This is a genomic window from Bradyrhizobium sp. in8p8 (assembly GCF_000426845.1).
GTDB classification, from domain to species: Bacteria; Pseudomonadota; Alphaproteobacteria; order Rhizobiales; family Xanthobacteraceae; genus Bradyrhizobium; species Bradyrhizobium japonicum_C.
Genome location: NZ_AUGD01000002.1, coordinates 807,963 through 822,668 on the forward strand (window position 1 = coordinate 807,963; position 14,706 = coordinate 822,668).

16 protein-coding genes are annotated in these 14,706 nt (G+C 64.7%); 7 read left to right on the forward strand and 9 right to left on the reverse strand.

Annotated features, from left to right (window positions below; genetic code table 11):
• Nucleotides 1-58: 58 nt before the first annotated feature.
• Together K408_RS0109390 and K408_RS0109395 are read left to right on the forward strand one after the other, a co-directional pair.
• The gene (locus K408_RS0109390; RefSeq protein ID WP_024338343.1) at nucleotides 59-349 is read left to right on the forward strand and encodes a hypothetical protein; all 291 of its coding nucleotides are present in this window, start codon (nucleotides 59-61) and stop codon (nucleotides 347-349) included.
• 143 nt (nucleotides 350-492) lie between these two features.
• Nucleotides 493-1,677, forward strand: coding sequence for a DUF2865 domain-containing protein (locus tag K408_RS0109395; RefSeq protein ID WP_024338344.1), 1,185 nt, complete (start codon nucleotides 493-495; stop codon nucleotides 1,675-1,677).
• Nucleotides 1,678-1,903: 226 nt separating this feature from the next.
• Here K408_RS0109395 and K408_RS0109400 read toward each other — a convergent pair whose 3' ends face one another.
• From K408_RS0109400 to K408_RS0109410, 3 genes are read right to left on the reverse strand one after another with little or no spacing between them, the layout of a single operon-like run.
• The gene (locus K408_RS0109400) at nucleotides 1,904-3,661 is read right to left on the reverse strand and encodes an NAD+ synthase (protein WP_024338345.1); all 1,758 of its coding nucleotides are present in this window, start codon (nucleotides 3,659-3,661) and stop codon (nucleotides 1,904-1,906) included.
• Nucleotides 3,662-3,683: 22 nt separating this feature from the next.
• Nucleotides 3,684-4,037: a diacylglycerol kinase gene (locus K408_RS0109405; protein ID WP_024338346.1), complete on the reverse strand. Its 354-nt coding sequence runs from the start codon at nucleotides 4,035-4,037 to the stop codon at nucleotides 3,684-3,686.
• Nucleotides 4,038-4,041: 4 nt separating this feature from the next.
• Complete coding sequence (locus tag K408_RS0109410; RefSeq protein ID WP_024338347.1) at nucleotides 4,042-5,430, reverse strand: class II 3-deoxy-7-phosphoheptulonate synthase; 1,389 nt, start codon at nucleotides 5,428-5,430, stop codon at nucleotides 4,042-4,044.
• 179 nt (nucleotides 5,431-5,609) lie between these two features.
• On the opposite strand from K408_RS0109410, the gene K408_RS0109415 reads away from it, so the two are divergent.
• Nucleotides 5,610-6,506 carry an alpha/beta hydrolase family protein gene (locus K408_RS0109415; RefSeq protein ID WP_024338348.1) on the forward strand — a complete coding sequence of 299 codons (897 nt, stop codon included), beginning with the start codon at nucleotides 5,610-5,612 and terminating at the stop codon, nucleotides 6,504-6,506.
• 7 nt (nucleotides 6,507-6,513) lie between these two features.
• Here K408_RS0109415 and K408_RS0109420 read toward each other — a convergent pair whose 3' ends face one another.
• The 5 genes from K408_RS0109420 to K408_RS0109440 all read right to left on the reverse strand — a co-directional run bounded on the left by K408_RS0109420 (nucleotide 6,514) and on the right by K408_RS0109440 (nucleotide 9,058).
• Nucleotides 6,514-6,777, reverse strand: a complete 264-nt coding sequence (locus K408_RS0109420) for a hypothetical protein (protein WP_024338349.1) — start codon at nucleotides 6,775-6,777, stop codon at nucleotides 6,514-6,516.
• A gap of 203 nt (nucleotides 6,778-6,980) precedes the next feature.
• Nucleotides 6,981-7,562 (reverse strand): TIGR00645 family protein, encoded by a 582-nt coding sequence (locus tag K408_RS0109425; protein ID WP_024338350.1) that lies wholly within the window; start codon nucleotides 7,560-7,562, stop codon nucleotides 6,981-6,983.
• A gap of 31 nt (nucleotides 7,563-7,593) precedes the next feature.
• A complete protein-coding gene (locus K408_RS0109430; protein WP_024338351.1) occupies nucleotides 7,594-8,232 on the reverse strand; it encodes a TerC family protein in 639 nt (212 codons plus the stop codon).
• A complete protein-coding gene (locus K408_RS0109435) occupies nucleotides 8,229-8,588 on the reverse strand; it encodes a hypothetical protein (RefSeq protein WP_024338352.1) in 360 nt (119 codons plus the stop codon). Before K408_RS0109435 ends, K408_RS0109430 begins: the two co-directional genes overlap by 4 nt.
• Before the next feature lie 2 nt (nucleotides 8,589-8,590).
• Nucleotides 8,591-9,058, reverse strand: coding sequence for a tellurite resistance TerB family protein (locus K408_RS0109440; protein WP_024338353.1), 468 nt, complete (start codon nucleotides 9,056-9,058; stop codon nucleotides 8,591-8,593).
• A gap of 416 nt (nucleotides 9,059-9,474) precedes the next feature.
• Between K408_RS0109440 and K408_RS0109445 the strand changes: the two genes are divergently transcribed.
• The 4 genes from K408_RS0109445 to K408_RS0109460 all read left to right on the forward strand — a co-directional run bounded on the left by K408_RS0109445 (nucleotide 9,475) and on the right by K408_RS0109460 (nucleotide 13,285).
• On the forward strand, nucleotides 9,475-10,302 hold the full coding sequence (locus K408_RS0109445) for a class II glutamine amidotransferase (protein ID WP_024338354.1): 828 nt from the start codon (nucleotides 9,475-9,477) through the stop codon (nucleotides 10,300-10,302).
• Nucleotides 10,303-10,322: 20 nt separating this feature from the next.
• The gene (locus K408_RS0109450) at nucleotides 10,323-11,552 is read left to right on the forward strand and encodes a carboxylate-amine ligase (RefSeq protein WP_024338355.1); all 1,230 of its coding nucleotides are present in this window, start codon (nucleotides 10,323-10,325) and stop codon (nucleotides 11,550-11,552) included.
• A gap of 62 nt (nucleotides 11,553-11,614) precedes the next feature.
• Nucleotides 11,615-11,800 (forward strand): hypothetical protein, encoded by a 186-nt coding sequence (locus K408_RS0109455; protein WP_024338356.1) that lies wholly within the window; start codon nucleotides 11,615-11,617, stop codon nucleotides 11,798-11,800.
• Between the two features lie 345 nt (nucleotides 11,801-12,145).
• Nucleotides 12,146-13,285: a hypothetical protein gene (locus K408_RS0109460; RefSeq protein ID WP_024338357.1), complete on the forward strand. Its 1,140-nt coding sequence runs from the start codon at nucleotides 12,146-12,148 to the stop codon at nucleotides 13,283-13,285.
• Nucleotides 13,286-13,288: 3 nt separating this feature from the next.
• On the opposite strand, the gene gor is transcribed toward K408_RS0109460, so the two are convergent.
• Nucleotides 13,289-14,677: a glutathione-disulfide reductase gene (gor, locus tag K408_RS0109465; protein WP_024338358.1), complete on the reverse strand. Its 1,389-nt coding sequence runs from the start codon at nucleotides 14,675-14,677 to the stop codon at nucleotides 13,289-13,291.
• Nucleotides 14,678-14,706 lie beyond the last annotated feature (29 nt).

The following is a 14,706-nucleotide window of genomic DNA, read 5'->3' on the forward strand; positions in this document are numbered from 1 at the left end:
TAACCATTTGAGGCCATTCTGGAACCCGCAGTTCCTTCGTTTTTGCCCCGGTATTTTCATGCGATCCCTGCTCGCGCTCATTTTCAGCGCTTCCGTCCTTGCGATCTCCTGCGCTTCCGCCGAGACCCGCCTCTTCATCATCGCCGACCGGTTCGACCAGTGCCTCGCCAAGGGCGACAAGTGCGGCGCATCCGCCGCCCGCACCTATTGCCAATCACGAGATTTTGCCCAGGCATCAAGCTACCGCCGGGTCGATCCCGACGAAATTACCGGCTCCGTCCCCAAATCCGGCGCAAACTGCTCCCATGGCCATTGCGACGAATATGTCGCAATCACTTGCCAGCGCTGAATTCGCGCGGAGCTGGCGGACCTTAGGCCCCATCTTTGGCCCTTGAAACGACGTGACGATGCCGCAGGAAGCGGCTATGGGAGGACGCGCTTGGGCCCCTCAGAGTCACGTGGAAAGTCACATTGGGCCGTGACCTCGCTAGAATGGCGGATATGCCTGAATTCTTGTCTCTCTCCCGTGCCCGCTTCCTCCTTGCCTGCACCGTGCTCCTGAGCACGATCGTGCTTGCCACCGGCGCTTTCGCGCAGGCCGGACCACCCGGCCCGCCGCCTCAGCCCGGCCAGAACGGGCTGGGACCGAACCCGATGTGCGTGCGATTGGAAGGCCAGCTCGCCGCGCTCGATCGCGGCGGCGGTGATCCAGCCCGCGAAGAGCAGATCCGCCGCTATCAGGATTCCCAGGCCAAGCAGCAGGCCGAGCTCGACCGGGTCACCATGCAGGCCAAACGCATGGGCTGCGATTCCTCCGGCTTCTTCTCCCTGTTCAACGGTCAGTCGGCGCAGTGCGGCCCGGTCAACAGTCAGATCCAGCAGATGCGCGCCAATCTGGACCAGATCACCGCCAGTCTCGAGCGCCTGCGCGCCGGCAGCGGCGGCTTCAGCCCGGAGCGCGACAGCCAGCGCCGCTCGGTGCTGACGGCACTGGCGCAGAACAATTGCGGCCCGCAATATGCCAATGCCGCGCAGCCGCAAGGCGGCGGCAACTTCCTGAGCAATCTGTTCGGCGGCAACAATGCGGGCAATCCGCAAGCCATGCCGCCGTCCGATCTCGGCCCGCAATCCGGCACCTTCCGCACCGTCTGCGTGCGGACCTGCGACGGCGCCTATTTCCCGATCTCGTTTGCCACGGTGCCGGCACGCTTTCCCGACGACGAGAAGACCTGCAAGGCGCTGTGCCCGGCGGCGGAAGCCGTGCTCTACACCCATCGCAATCCCGGCGAGGACATGAACTCGGCGGTCTCCATCGGTGGCCAGCCCTACACGGCGCTGCCGACTGCGTTCAAATTCCGCAGCGAGTTCAACCCGTCCTGCTCCTGCAAGGCGGCGGGACAGACCTGGGCGGATGCGCTGAAATCGGCCGACGACAAGGCCGCGGCCGAGCAGCAGGGCGACATCATCGTCACCGAGGAGAGCGCCAGGAAGATGCAGCAGCAGCGGCTCAACAAGGGCACGCCTGCGAATGCCAGGAAGGGGGCAACCCCCGCGCCGACGACGGCGAGTGCGCCGGCCGCACCGCCGCCCGCCGACACCGGCGCGCCGGCGTCGGGTTCGGAGAACAAGCCGATCCGCTCGGTCGGCCCGACCTTCCTGCCGCAGCAGCAGAAGTAGGTCTTGCTCGACAGCATGAGCTGTGTCGGGCTCTTGCCTTCTCCGCTTGTGGGAGAACGTGGCGCGAAGCGCCGTATGAGGGGTTCTGTCCGTGCTCACCGATGCGATGAGCATCGGGAGACAACCCCCTCACCCGAATGAGCTTGCTGTAGCTGCGGAGCTGCCCTCGCCCGCAAGGGCACGATAATTCACATCTCGCTCGCAGCCATTATGGTCAAGCCGTCGCCTACCCCTCGAACGCGTCGATCGACGCCCGGCTCCCGCGCGAGACCAGCGTCTCGTCCGGCGCGGCAAGCGCCTCGCCCTTGTCGCGAAAACGGTTGGTGATGGGATAGCGGCGGTCGCGGCCGAAGTTCCTGGCGGTCACCTTGACGCCGGGCGCGGCCTGGCGGCGCTTGTATTCGGCGACGTTGAGCAGGTGGTCGATGCGGGTAACCACCCCACGATCGAAGCCGGCGGCGATGATCTGATCCAGCGGCTGTTCACGTTCGACCAGACGTTCAAGGATGGCGTCGAGCACGTCATAGGGCGGCAATGAATCCTCATCACGCTGGTTCTCCCGCAGCTCCGCACTCGGTGGGCGCGTGATGATATCGGGTGGAATCACCTCGCCCGCCGGCCCGAGCGCGCCTTCCGGCTTCCAGCTGTTGCGCAGCGCCGCCAGCCGAAACACCTGCGTCTTGTAGATGTCCTTGATCGGGTTGAAGCCGCCGTTCATGTCGCCATAAAGCGTGGCATAGCCGACCGACATCTCCGACTTGTTGCCCGTCGTCACCACCATCAGGCCGGTCTTGTTGGAGATCGCCATCAGCAGCGTACCGCGGGTGCGCGCCTGCAAGTTTTCCTCGGTGATGTCGGGCGGCATATTCTTGAAGATGTCGGACAGGATGGTCTCGAACCCGTTCACGGCCTCCGCGATCGGCAGCACCTCGTAGCGGATGCCGAGATGGCCGGCGAGCTCGCCGGCGTCCGCAATCGAGTGTGGTGCGGTGTAGCGATAAGGCAGCATGACGCCGTGCACCTGGTCGGCGCCGAGCGCATCGACCGCGATCGCCGCGCACAGTGCGGAATCGATGCCGCCGGAGATGCCGAGCAGCACGCCGGGAAAGCCGTTCTTGACGACGTAGTCGCGCAGGCCCAGCACGCAGGCGGCGTAGTCGGCCTTGTCGCCCTCCGGCAGTTCGGCCATTGGCCCGGTGCAGCGCCAGTCGTCCCCGCTTCTGGTGAAGCGCAGGGTGACGACGTTCTCCTCGAAAGCCGGCAGTTGCGCCGCAAGCGAGAGATCGCCATTGAGCGCGAAGGATGCACCGTCGAACACGAGCTCGTCCTGGCCGCAGACCTGGTTGAGATAGACCAGCGGCAGCCCGCTCTCCGTCACCCGCGCCACCGCGACGGACAGGCGCACGTCGTTCTTGTCCCGTGCGTAAGGCGAGCCGTTCGGCACGACAATGATCTCGGCGCCGGTCTCCGCCAGCGTCTCGACCACGTTCTCGTAATCCTCGGATTCCTCAAGCCAGATGTCCTCGCAGATCGGCACGCCGATGCGCACACCGCGAACGGTGACCGGACCGGCGGCAGGGCCTTGCGAGAACAGCCGCTTCTCGTCGAACACGCCGTAGTTCGGCAGGTTGCATTTGAATCGCAAGCTCGCAATGCGGCCGCCGTCGAGCAATGCGCAGGCATTGTAGAGCCTGCCCTCCTCGAGCCAGGGCGTGCCGACCAGCATCGCGGGCCCACCATCGGCGGTCTCGCGCGCGAGGCTCTCGATCGCGGCCCGGCAGGCGGCCTGGAAGGCCGGCTTCTGCACCAGGTCCTCCGGCGGATAGCCGGCGATGAACAATTCCGGAAACAGCACGAGATCGGCCTTGTCCGCAGCAGCTCGCGCACGCGCCGCACGCACTTTCGCCGCGTTGCCCTCGATATCGCCCATGGTCGGATTGAGCTGGGCGAGCGTGACCGCGAATGTGTCGAGACGTTCGGTCATGGCCGCCCCTGTTCGATTCCCGTCAGACGAAGCCCAGTCGCTCGACGATCGCAAAGATCCAGAACGCGCCGGCCATCAACAGCGCGACGCCGACCGCGGCCGAGCCCATGTCCTTGACGCGGCCGATCTGCTTGTCGTGGTCCATCGTCAGCCGATCGGCAAGCTTCTCGATCGCGGTGTTGAGCAGCTCGACCGTCAACACGAACGCGACCGAACAGACCAATTCGACCGTGCGCATCGCCGTCGCGCCGATGAACCAGGCAAGCGGCACCGACAACAGGAGCGCAAAGATCTCCTCGCGGACGGCCTGCTCCGATTGGAATGCAAAGGCCAGACCGTTCCGGGAATTGATCGTGGCCTTCCAGATCCGCAGCAAGGTTTTAGAGCCCCGCAGCGGCCGGCATCGGCTGGGCCTTGCCGACGCGCTCCTGCTTGAGCAGTTCCGCGACCAGGAAGGCCATATCGATGGATTGCTCGGCATTGAGGCGCGGATCGCAGACCGTGTGATAGCGGTCGTTGAGATCCTCGTCCGTGATCGCGCGGGCGCCGCCGAGACACTCAGTGACGTCCTGGCCGGTCATCTCCAGATGCACGCCCCCGGCATGGGTCCCTTCGGCGGCGTGGATCGCGAAGAACGACTTCACCTCGGACAGGATGCGGTCGAACGGCCGCGTCTTGTAACCCGACGTCGAGGTGATGGTGTTGCCGTGCATCGGATCGCACGACCAGACCACCACGCGGCCCTCGCGCTTCACGGCACGGACCATGCTCGGCAGATGCTCGCCGATCTTGTCCGAGCCGAAGCGGCCGATCAGCGTCAACCGGCCCGGCTCATTGTCGGGATTGAGCACGTCGATCAGCTTCAGGAGCTCGTCGGCCTTGAGCGAGGGGCCGCACTTCAGCCCGATCGGATTCTTGATGCCGCGGAAATATTCGACATGGCCGTGGTCGAGCTGACGGGTGCGGTCGCCGATCCAGAGCATGTGGCCCGAGGTGGCGTACCAGTCCCCGGTGGTGGAATCGACGCGGGTCATGGCCTGCTCGTAGCCGAGCAGGAGCGCCTCGTGGCTGGTGTAGAAATCCGTGGCGCGTAGTTCGGGATGCGCCTCGAGATCGAGGCCGCAGGCGCGCATGAAGTTCAGCGCGTCGGAGATCCGGTCGGCAAGTTCCTTGTAGCGGCGGGATTGCGGAGAATCCTTGAGGAAGCCCAGCATCCATTGGTGCACGCTGCCGAGATTGGCGTAGCCGCCGGTGGCGAAGGCGCGCAGCAGGTTCAGTGTCGCCGCCGACTGGCGATAGGCCATCAGCTGGCGCTGCGGATCCGGCACGCGCGCTTCCTTGGTGAAGGCGATGTCGTTGACGATGTCGCCGCGATAGCTCGGCAGCTCGACGCCGTTCACCTTCTCGGTCGGCGAGGAGCGCGGCTTTGCGAATTGGCCGGCGACGCGGCCGACCTTCACCACGGGAACGGCGCCGGCATACGTCAGCACCACCGCCATCTGCAGCAGCACGCGGAAGAAGTCGCGGATGTTGTTGGCGCCATGCTCGGCAAAGCTCTCGGCGCAGTCGCCGCCCTGGAGCAGGAAGGCCTCGCCGGCCGCGACGCGGCCGAGCGCCTTCTTCAGGTTGCGTGCCTCGCCTGCGAACACCAGCGGCGGAAACGTCGCAAGCTGCGCCTCGACGTCGGCCAGGGCCTTGGCATCTGGATAATCGGGCACCTGGAGCACCGGCTTGCTGCGCCAGGACTCGGGCGTCCACCGCTCGGACATCGCACTCTCTCCGTGAAGCGAAAAGTACAACCTGATCTGTGGGTTGCGAGGGCCGCCTTATACACAGGCTGACCGGCGCCCGCCAGTTGTAAATCCATTTCGCACCGCAAGCCCTTGCGAGCAAAGCCGAATTCGCATTTGTTGGCGGCGGCAAGAAACCGAGGGGACACAGACCGCCCATGGACGCGGCCCTGGACGATGTTTTCATCGACGAGATCAGCTTTCCGGCGACCGACGGCTATGCGCTGACCGGCACCCTGTTCCTGCCGCGCGGGGCCAAGCGCCACGCCGTCCTGATCAACTCGGCGACCGCCGTGCCGCGCAAGATCTATCGGGGCTTTGCCTCCTATCTCGCCCATCGCGGCTGCGCGGTGCTGACCTACGACTATCGTGGTATCGGCGATTCCCGGCTGCCGGCGATGGTCGGCTACAACCGACCGAAATCGCTGGTCGGCTTCAAGGCCTCTATGTCGGACTGGGCCGCGCTCGACGTCACTGCCGCGGTCAGCTGGATGCGCGAGCGGTATAATAGCCTGCCGCTTGCCTATGTCGGCCACTCCTTCGGCGGCCAGGCGCTCGGGCTGATCGCGAACAACACGGAGATCTCGCGCGCCGCCTTCGTGGCCTCGCAGGCGGCGACCTGGCGGCTGATGACCGCGCCGGAGAAATACCGGGTTTTCGCCTTCATGAACCTGATTGGCGTACCGCTCGCCCACGCGCTCGGCTATGCGCCGGGCTGGGCCGGCATCGGTGAGGATCTGCCCAAGGGCGTCTTCCTGCAATGGGCCGAGTGGGTCTCGAGCCCCCGCTACCTCTTCGATTCACGACTGCCGGAGCTGGAGAATTTCGCGAGGTTCAAGGGCGAGTTGCGGGCGCTGTGCTTCTCCGACGATCCCTGGGCGACGCGCCCCTCCGTCGAACTGCTCGCCCGCGGCTTCACGGCGGTCACGCCGGAGGTACTGACCGTGCAGCCATCCGACGTCGGGGCCAAGGCCATCGGCCATTTCGGCTTTTTCCGCCCCGCGCACCGCGACACGTTGTGGCGCGGCGTCGCGGAGTGGATCCAGGGGGAATGAGGCTGCGTCAGCGGATGATCGTGGTCAGTGACGAGTAGCGCCTGTTCGGCTTGGCTTCACCCGGCGCAAACTGTGCGAAGGCGTCGCTGACGCGGACTGCCGGCGGCGTATCGCCGGCGAAGCGGAATTCCTGCGGCCGCGGCGCGTAGAAGCTGGCGCGGTAATAGGCGTCGTCGAAGCGTGCCTCGCCGACCCCGAACAATGCGTCGCAGACGAACAGGAGCGCATAGACTCCCGCGACTGATGCGACGATCTCCCTGAGAATTGACATGTTGATGCCCTGCCCTGTTGCGGGCAGGATGCAGATCGGTTCCAAAGCTCAGGTTTAAGGCGCTGCGCTTTCTGTCCGTAGCGTTTGCTTCCGCCGAACGGATTACAGACAAATTTATCGATCTCGAAAAAGAGCCCGCCCGACAGGGACGTCGGGCGGGCCCAGGATTGGCCGCTCGGGAGGTGCTCAGGCGACCGGATTGGTCAGTGATGACCGGCTTCCTGTCGATGTCCGCTATCGCTGAGACGATCGACCCAGGCGATGCCGATGGCCGAGACGATGAAGGTCATGTGGATCAGCACCTGCCACATCACGGCGCTCTCGGTGAAATTGGCCCGCGCGGTGCCGAGATTGCCGGCCTCGATGAAGGTCCTGAGCAGCGAGATCGAGGAGATGCCGATGATCGCCATGGCGAGCTTGATCTTGAGCACGCTGGCGTTGACGTGGCTGAGCCATTCCGGCTCGTCGGGATGCCCGGTCAGGTTCAGCCGGGACACGAACGTCTCGTAGCCGCCGACGATCACCATGATCAAAAGGTTCGAGATCATGACGACGTCGATCAGTCCGAGCACGACCAGCATGATCTGCTGCTCGGTGGCCTCGAACGAGTGCGCGACCAAGTGCCAAAGCTCTTTGAGGAACAGCAGGACATAGACGCCCTGAGCTACGATCAGGCCGATATAAAGTGGAAATTGCAGCCAGCGCGAGCCAAATATGAGCTGAGCGAGCAGGCCGAGCCGCGGCGGCACGGGCTGTGCCAAAGGTGCTTTGGGTTCAGACGTCATTGATCACTCCGGATTGCTGACACGCAGCACCTCAAAGACTGGCAATAACGGGTGCGAGTTCCAGCGTGCCCCGATAGATCATCTCGAACGCGACGTAAAGGATGATGGCGAGGCCGACATAGGCAACCCAGCGCTGCTTCTGGAGCAAGCGGCCAAGCAAGTCCGCGGCGACGCCCATCAGCGCAACCGACAGCAACAGGCCGAAGGCCATGATGTAGGGATGCTCGCGCGCGGCGCCCGCGACCGCCAGCACGTTGTCGAGCGACATCGAGACGTCGGCGGCAATAATCTGCATCGCCGCCTGGCCGAAGGTCTTTCGCTGCGCCGGCGCAGCGTCCCCTCCGCCGCCATTGCTGAACGCGAGCTGCTCGGCATGCGTAGCCTGCTCACGCAGCTCGCGCCACATCTTCCAGCACACCCAGAGCAGCAGCACGCCGCCGGCGAGCAACAGACCGATCACCTGCAGAAGCTGGGTCGCAACGCCGGCGAAGAGGATGCGCAGTGCAGTGGCGGCGGCGATGCCGACGATGATGGCGCGGCGGCGCTGATCGGGAGCCAGGCCCGCTGCGGCAAGGCCGATGACGACCGCGTTGTCGCCAGCGAGCACGAGGTCGATCAGGACGACTTGAAACAGCGCGGTCAGCGCTTCCGCAGTGATGAATTCAGTCATTTTTCATCATTCCCCGATGCCGAGGGATCGAGCCAGTGCGGCTTCTTCCTCTCGATCCAGTCCAGAACCTTCGCGCGCGAGGAGCGCAGCGACGGCACGTCTTCCGCCAGCAACGCGAGGCCGAGCGGCAGCATCCAGACGCCGAGCAACGGCAGAATCGAGAGCACGCCGCCGGCGATCAGCAGCGTGCCCGAGGGGATTCTCAACCAGCGGCTGGACGGTTTGAGAAGATAGGTGACAGTGTCACCCATGCGCGGCGGCAGCCGATCGACGAGCTTGTCGAGCCGCGGATCGCCACCAGCCATCTGGCTGGTGGCGCTCTTGGTGTCCGTGCGCTCGTCCAGAGCTGCGCTCATGCTTACTCCTTCAGGGCGGGCTGAGGCTCGGCGCCGGCTGCGCTCGGCACGAGCGGCTTCGCGCGAGGCAGCACCAGGGTCAGCAAGCGCAACAATTTGATTGCCTGCATTTCGTGGGGATCTACGTCCTCATCCGCTGCAGCAACGCGTTCAGACAGCTCCACCAGATGGGTCGAGAGCGGCAGATCCGAAACCGGCCGCAGCGTGTCGATCACGACATTGGCGAAATCGGGCTCCTCGAGCCGTTCGGCGAGTTCATCGAACATCGCATAGAGCCGTTCGTCCGAAACGTGCGGCGCCAGCTTGCGATCCCGGATGAAGCTGATCACCTCGTCCCGCTCCACGGACGACACGCGCCGGTCGGCAACCGCAACCAGCGCGCCCACGATCACCAGCGCGGCCGCAGCCTGCTCGTTCTGGCCGGGCGGCTCCGTGATCTCGACCGGATGTGAGGTTTTGGCGTCAGACATCGTTGCTCCCTTAACTCGCGAAATGGCCGCGCGGAGCTACGATGGAGACAAATTGTCGGAGAAAAATCACAGAAGGCCCGACGATCGGCCGATCCATCGCAATCGCGCGGGACAGGTCATCCGACATCACGAGGTTGACCGACGTTGTCGGTGTCCTCGCCAGAGGGGCCCGGATTCTTGTTCCACACAGAGATAAAGGTAGGTCAGTAGGAATCAAGGCGAAAAGACTGCGACCAGCCGCCGCATCGGTTCCATTGATCGTGGACGCGCGGCAACGCCGGCCCGTTGCGACGCGCGACGAAGCCAGAGAACCGTTGGCTTTCTGCACGACGACTGCGGCTCGGCAGCGCCGGGAACCATGAGGGTGCGAGAACCGTTGGCCAATCTCGTAACGATGTCCCCCGACAGGAACTCTCATGTGCCGCTGGATCGCATACCGGGGCGAGACGACGTCCTTTGAGCCGTACGTCACCGAGCCCGAACATTCGCTCGTGGCGCAAAGCATCCGCTCCCTCCAGTCCACGGCGGGCTCGAACGGCGACGGGTTTGGTCTCGGCTGGTATGGCGAGCATCCGGAGCCCGGCCTTTATCGCGAGACGCGGCCGGCATGGTCGGACGAGAACCTCCGCTATCTCTGCCGCCATCTGCGCTCGCACCTGTTCTTCGCCCATGTGCGCGCGGCCACCGGCACGGCGGTGACGCGGCAGAATTGCCATCCCTTTGCCTGCGGACACTGGCTGTTCATGCACAACGGATTCGTCGGGAGCTGGAATCGGCTGCGGCGAAAAGTCGAGGCGCTGATTCCCGACGCCTATTATCCGTCGCGGCTCGGCACGACCGATTCGGAAGCCGTGTTCCTGGCGATGATGGGTGCCGGCCTCGAGGAGGATCCGCTCGGCGCAACGCGGCGCGTGCTTCAAGCCCTCTTCTCCTTCGTCAATGAGGGCCAACTCCGCGAACGGCTGCGCTTCACCAGCGCGATTGCCAACGGTCGCGACCTCTACGCCTTCAGGGTTGCGGTCAACGACGACGCGAACACGCTCTATTTCCGCGAGGACGGCGACCAAGTCGTGGTGGTGTCCGAGCCGTTCGACAGGGAAGAGGATTGGGCAGAGGTACCGCCAAATCACGCCCTGATCGCGCGCGCATCGGAAAGCGTGAAGATTGTTCCGTTCGACGCGACAATTTGCAGTGGCACCGGGCAGGAACCCGCTGTTACCAGAAGGATTATCGCCCGCAGGTAATGCCTTTGCCGGGTGGGGATATGCCATTTGCTTCAGACGTTTTGAAACGGCTGCGCCTCGATTCCTCCGATGGCAAGCAGCACGTCGTGATCCGTTCTGCCGGCGGAGGCGGCAAGGTCACCGAATATTCCTTCGGCATCGAGGAGGAATACTTCCTGGCCGACCGCCGCAGCTTCGAGGTCGCGATCGAGACTCCCAATGAACTGTTCGAATCGGCGAATTGGTCGACCGGCGGCCAGGCCATGCGGGAGATGCTGCAATCCCAGCTGGAGGTCGCGACCAATGTCCACGTCGACGTCAACGACGCACGCGAAGAGCTGCGCTTCCTGCGCCGCGAGGTTGCGGGGGTCGCTGCGCAGTACGGCTTCGTGATCATGGCCTGCGGAACGCATCCGGCCGCGGTCTGGCGCATGTCGCAGCCGAGTCCGAAGCCGCGCTACGAGGAGATGATCGAGGACCTGCGGAGCATCGGTCACCGCAACATGATGTGCGGCATGCACGTGCACGTCCAGCTGCCCGATCCCGAGAAGCGGATGGCGGTGATGCGGGCGATGCTGCCGCATCTGCCGCTCTTCATCGCGCTCTCGGCGTCCTCGCCGTTCTGGAATTCGCACAAGACCGGCCTGAAGGGCTACCGCCTCGCCGCCTATTCCGAGCTGCCGCGCACCGGCCTGCCCGAATTGTTCGAAGGCAAGCAGGACTTCGACGACTATGTCGGCGCCCTGCAGCGCTCCGGCGTGATTCCCGATGAAAGCCACATCTGGTGGGCGATGCGCCCCTCCATGCGCCACCCCACCCTCGAGCTTCGCGCGCCCGACACCTGCACCTTCATCGACGACGCCGTCGCCATTGCCTCGCTCTACCGCTGCCTGACGCGGCACCTCTACCTGAGACCTCATCTGTCGAAGGAGGTCACCGCCGTCGAGCGCGCGATTGCGGTCGAGAACAAATGGCGGGCCCAGCGCTACGGCACCGATTGCATCTTCGCCTCCACTGCCGGGCCGGTGACGATCTCGGAGCTGCTCACTCGCGTGATCGACGACGTTGGCGAGGACGCAGCCGCGCTGAACTGCGCTGCCGAGGTCGAGCATTGCCGGACCATCGTGGAGCGCGGCAGCTCGGCCGAATTCCAGCTCCGGACCTATCGCGAAAGCGGCGAAGACATCACAGCCGTGTCACGATGGATCGCTACATCTACGCTCTCCGGAACGAGCCTGCCTGCCCAACGCAGCGCTCCTGCGCCGTCATAGCGCCCGCGCAAGCTTCGGCGAGGAAAGTGGCTTTCCTGAATTCGACGATCGTGGAGAAGGGCGTGAATCGCATCACATTCTGTACCGGCTGCGGCCATGCGCTCGTCCCGATGCTGACGACCGAAGGTCGCGCGGAGCCGAGCTGCCTCTGGTGCGAAGGCTTCGACGCCCGCGCGTTGGACATGGCGAAGTGGGCCGAGAGCCCGTTCGGGAAGCCGGAGCCAGCCCGCCGTCAATCGTTGGATTGACCGGCCTCGAGCGCCGAGCCGCCGGCGTTTGCCGGTCGCCGCGATCTGCACGGATGCACGCCCTTTGCCGGACGTGCCGACAAATTAGACAAGACAAGTTGCTCAACCGGGTTGCGGGCTGCGCGCTCAGGCCAGGCAGGGGGGCGGCCGCTGCCGGTTAAGCTCAGGTTCGATCTCGATTATTTGCGAACCCCGTGCAGCCGCCGAACCCTGCGCGCCGCACCGCGCCCGACTGGCCTGGAATTCGCAAGACGGCATCGGGCCCAATTCCCTGCCCTTTCACACCAAGGAGCGGCAAGTTGCGTGCGCCCAGCTCCGGGATGAGGCTTCAGATCGGAGAATGCCATGAACGTGCATGCTGCCGGAGATCTCAAGTTCACCGGCCTCACCCATCCGAACGGCGCGCGGCTCCGCCTCAGCGAGCAGGATTTCGTTGCGATCGATCGCGACCGGGATGCGAAGTTCGAGGCGACGTACCGACCGCAGGCGCTCTACAATCGCGCCAATGAGGGATTTCACGCCAACAACGAAACCTTCCTCCTGCACGAGGTCGCGACCAATCTGCCGATCTACCGGGCGGACACCGGCCCGACCGATTTCCATCTTCATCTTCCGCCGGGCGGGTTTCAGCTCGTGCTGGTCACTTCGGGCGCGTTCACCTTCGACTATGATGGGCGCTTCTACAATGTCGGTCCCGGCGCGGTGATGCTGCAAAGCGCGATCGTGCACCGCCAGCTGTTCTACACATGGTCGGGATTGTCGACCGAAGAGAATCTGAAGACGCCGCAGACGGTGGTGCCCGACCCGATCTCGATGGGCTTTTCAGGCAAATTCCTCGAGGCTTTCATCACCGACCCGACAACCTTTCCGAACCCGACCATCGTCGGTCCGGACCAGATCGACGAGGCAGAGACGCCCCGTGTGGCTTGGCGCCATCCCCTGCACGACCGGCCGGCCGGCGCCGGCTTCTGGCTGCAGGATCCCCTGGCATTGGATGCGCTGTACAAGCCGCTCGGCGAAAGTTCGATCAAATCGGCCATGCCGGTCCACGTGCGCGATATCGGCATCGAGATTCCGAGCGGCCATCTCGTCACCGGCCACGTCATCGCGACCGATCCGCGCGGTCAGTCGCTGCTGCCGAAGAGCACGTCTGTCGCCGCGGACGCGACCTTCTTCGCCAGGGGCGAGGTCGTGATCTACCGCGTCATTCGCGGAACCGCCGAATTTCAGAGGAAGGGCGGCGGGAGCTTCGAACTTTGCGCCGGCGACGTGGTGACGGCGGGCAAAGATTCCATCAGCCTCGCAGGCGTCGGCGAAAACACCCAGATCCTGCGGCTCGGCCTGCTCAAGGGCGTGAACGAGCTGCGCAGCTGGACGCCGACCCAGCGTGACGAGATCGACGGCCTCGCCGGCCAGATCATCACGCAAAGGGACCTACGCCCCCTGCGCACCGAAGGCGAGCCGGTCGGATATCTGTACGGCTGAAGGCTACCCCGTCGCCTGACGCACGTGGCGTGCGGTCGGCGTGCGCATCGTGACGAGCTCTTCGGCCGCGGTCGGATGCAGCGCGATCGTTGCGTCGAAATCGGCCTTGGTCGCCTTCATCTTCACGGCGATCGCGACCGCTTGCGTGATCTCGGCCGCGGCATCGCCGACGATGTGGCAGCCGAGCACGCGATCGGTCGCGCCGTCGACGACGAGCTTCATCAGCACGCGGGTGTCGCGGCCCGACATCGTCGCCTTGATCGGGCGAAACGTCGTCTTGTAAATGTCGACGTGGCTGAATTGCGCGCGCGCCTCGGTTTCGGTGAGGCCGACGGTGCCGACTTCCGGCTGCGAGAACACCGCGGTCGCGATGTTGGCGTGATCGACCCTGACCTCGCGCTTGCCGAACACGGTGTCGGCGAAGGCATGGCCCTCGCGGATCGCCACCGGCGTCAGGTTGAAGCGGTGGGTGACGTCGCCGATCGCGTAGATGCTGTCGACCGAGCTTCTGGAGAAATGGTCGACGGCGATACCGCCGTTTGCGGGATTGATGGCGACGCCGGCATTCTCCAGGCCGAGATTGGCGACGTTGGGATGACGGCCGATCGCGAACATCACCTGATCGGAGGCGACGCTCGAGCCGTTCGACAGATGCGTGGTGAATTCCTCGCCGTGGCGATCGACCTTGGTCACGGTGCAGCCGGTGAGGATGGTGATGCCCTGCTTCTCCATCTCGCTGCGGACATGGACTCGAACGTCCTCGTCGAACCCGCGAAGGATGTTGTCGCCGCGATAGATCACGGTGACGTCGGAGCCGAAACCCGCGAATATGCCGGCGAATTCCAGCGCGATGTAGCCGCCGCCCTGGATCACGATCCGTTTCGGCAGCTTCTCGATATGAAACGCCTCGTTGGAGGAGATCACATGCTCGATGCCGGGAATCGCTGCGCCGTGGTTGGGCGCGCCGCCGGTGGCGATCAGGATGTACTTCGCGGTGATCTTCCTGTCGTTCTCGATCAGGCGGACGGTGTGCTTGTCCTCGATCACCGCGCGGCTCTTGACGATCTGCGCGCCCGACTTCTCGACGTTGGCCGTGTAGGCCGCCTCCAGCCGCGCGATCTCCTTGTCCTTGTTGGCGATCAGCGTCGGCCAGTCGAAGCTGGCCGGCGGGACGGTCCAGCCGAAGCCCGCGGCGTCTTCCAGCTCCTGGCGAAAGTGCGAGCCGATCACGAACAGCTTCTTCGGCACGCAGCCGCGGATCACGCAGGTCCCGCCCATGCGATACTCTTCCGCGATCATCACGCGGGCGCCGTAGCCGGCCGCGATCCGGGCGGCACGCACGCCGCCCGAGCCGCCACCGATGACGAAGAGGTCGACGTCGAATTCAGCCATTGTCCACTCCGACCCCTTTCAAGAACGAC

What these genes read in the sequence shown, in the direction of transcription:
- K408_RS0109390 (WP_024338343.1), top strand. Translation starts at nt 59, where the DNA reads ATGCGATCCCTGCTCGCGCTCATTTTCAGCGCTTCCGTCCTTGCGATC.
- K408_RS0109395 (WP_024338344.1), top strand. Translation starts at nt 493, where the DNA reads ATGGCGGATATGCCTGAATTCTTGTCTCTCTCCCGTGCCCGCTTCCTC.
- K408_RS0109400 (WP_024338345.1), bottom strand. Translation starts at nt 3,661, where the DNA reads ATGACCGAACGTCTCGACACATTCGCGGTCACGCTCGCCCAGCTCAAT.
- K408_RS0109410 (WP_024338347.1), bottom strand. Translation starts at nt 5,430, where the DNA reads ATGTCCGAGCGGTGGACGCCCGAGTCCTGGCGCAGCAAGCCGGTGCTC.
- K408_RS0109415 (WP_024338348.1), top strand. Translation starts at nt 5,610, where the DNA reads ATGGACGCGGCCCTGGACGATGTTTTCATCGACGAGATCAGCTTTCCG.
- K408_RS0109420 (WP_024338349.1), bottom strand. Translation starts at nt 6,777, where the DNA reads ATGTCAATTCTCAGGGAGATCGTCGCATCAGTCGCGGGAGTCTATGCG.
- K408_RS0109425 (WP_024338350.1), bottom strand. Translation starts at nt 7,562, where the DNA reads ATGACGTCTGAACCCAAAGCACCTTTGGCACAGCCCGTGCCGCCGCGG.
- K408_RS0109430 (WP_024338351.1), bottom strand. Translation starts at nt 8,232, where the DNA reads ATGACTGAATTCATCACTGCGGAAGCGCTGACCGCGCTGTTTCAAGTC.
- K408_RS0109435 (WP_024338352.1), bottom strand. Translation starts at nt 8,588, where the DNA reads ATGAGCGCAGCTCTGGACGAGCGCACGGACACCAAGAGCGCCACCAGC.
- K408_RS0109440 (WP_024338353.1), bottom strand. Translation starts at nt 9,058, where the DNA reads ATGTCTGACGCCAAAACCTCACATCCGGTCGAGATCACGGAGCCGCCC.
- K408_RS0109445 (WP_024338354.1), top strand. Translation starts at nt 9,475, where the DNA reads ATGTGCCGCTGGATCGCATACCGGGGCGAGACGACGTCCTTTGAGCCG.
- K408_RS0109450 (WP_024338355.1), top strand. Translation starts at nt 10,323, where the DNA reads ATGCCATTTGCTTCAGACGTTTTGAAACGGCTGCGCCTCGATTCCTCC.
- K408_RS0109460 (WP_024338357.1), top strand. Translation starts at nt 12,146, where the DNA reads ATGAACGTGCATGCTGCCGGAGATCTCAAGTTCACCGGCCTCACCCAT.
- gor (WP_024338358.1), bottom strand. Translation starts at nt 14,677, where the DNA reads ATGGCTGAATTCGACGTCGACCTCTTCGTCATCGGTGGCGGCTCGGGC.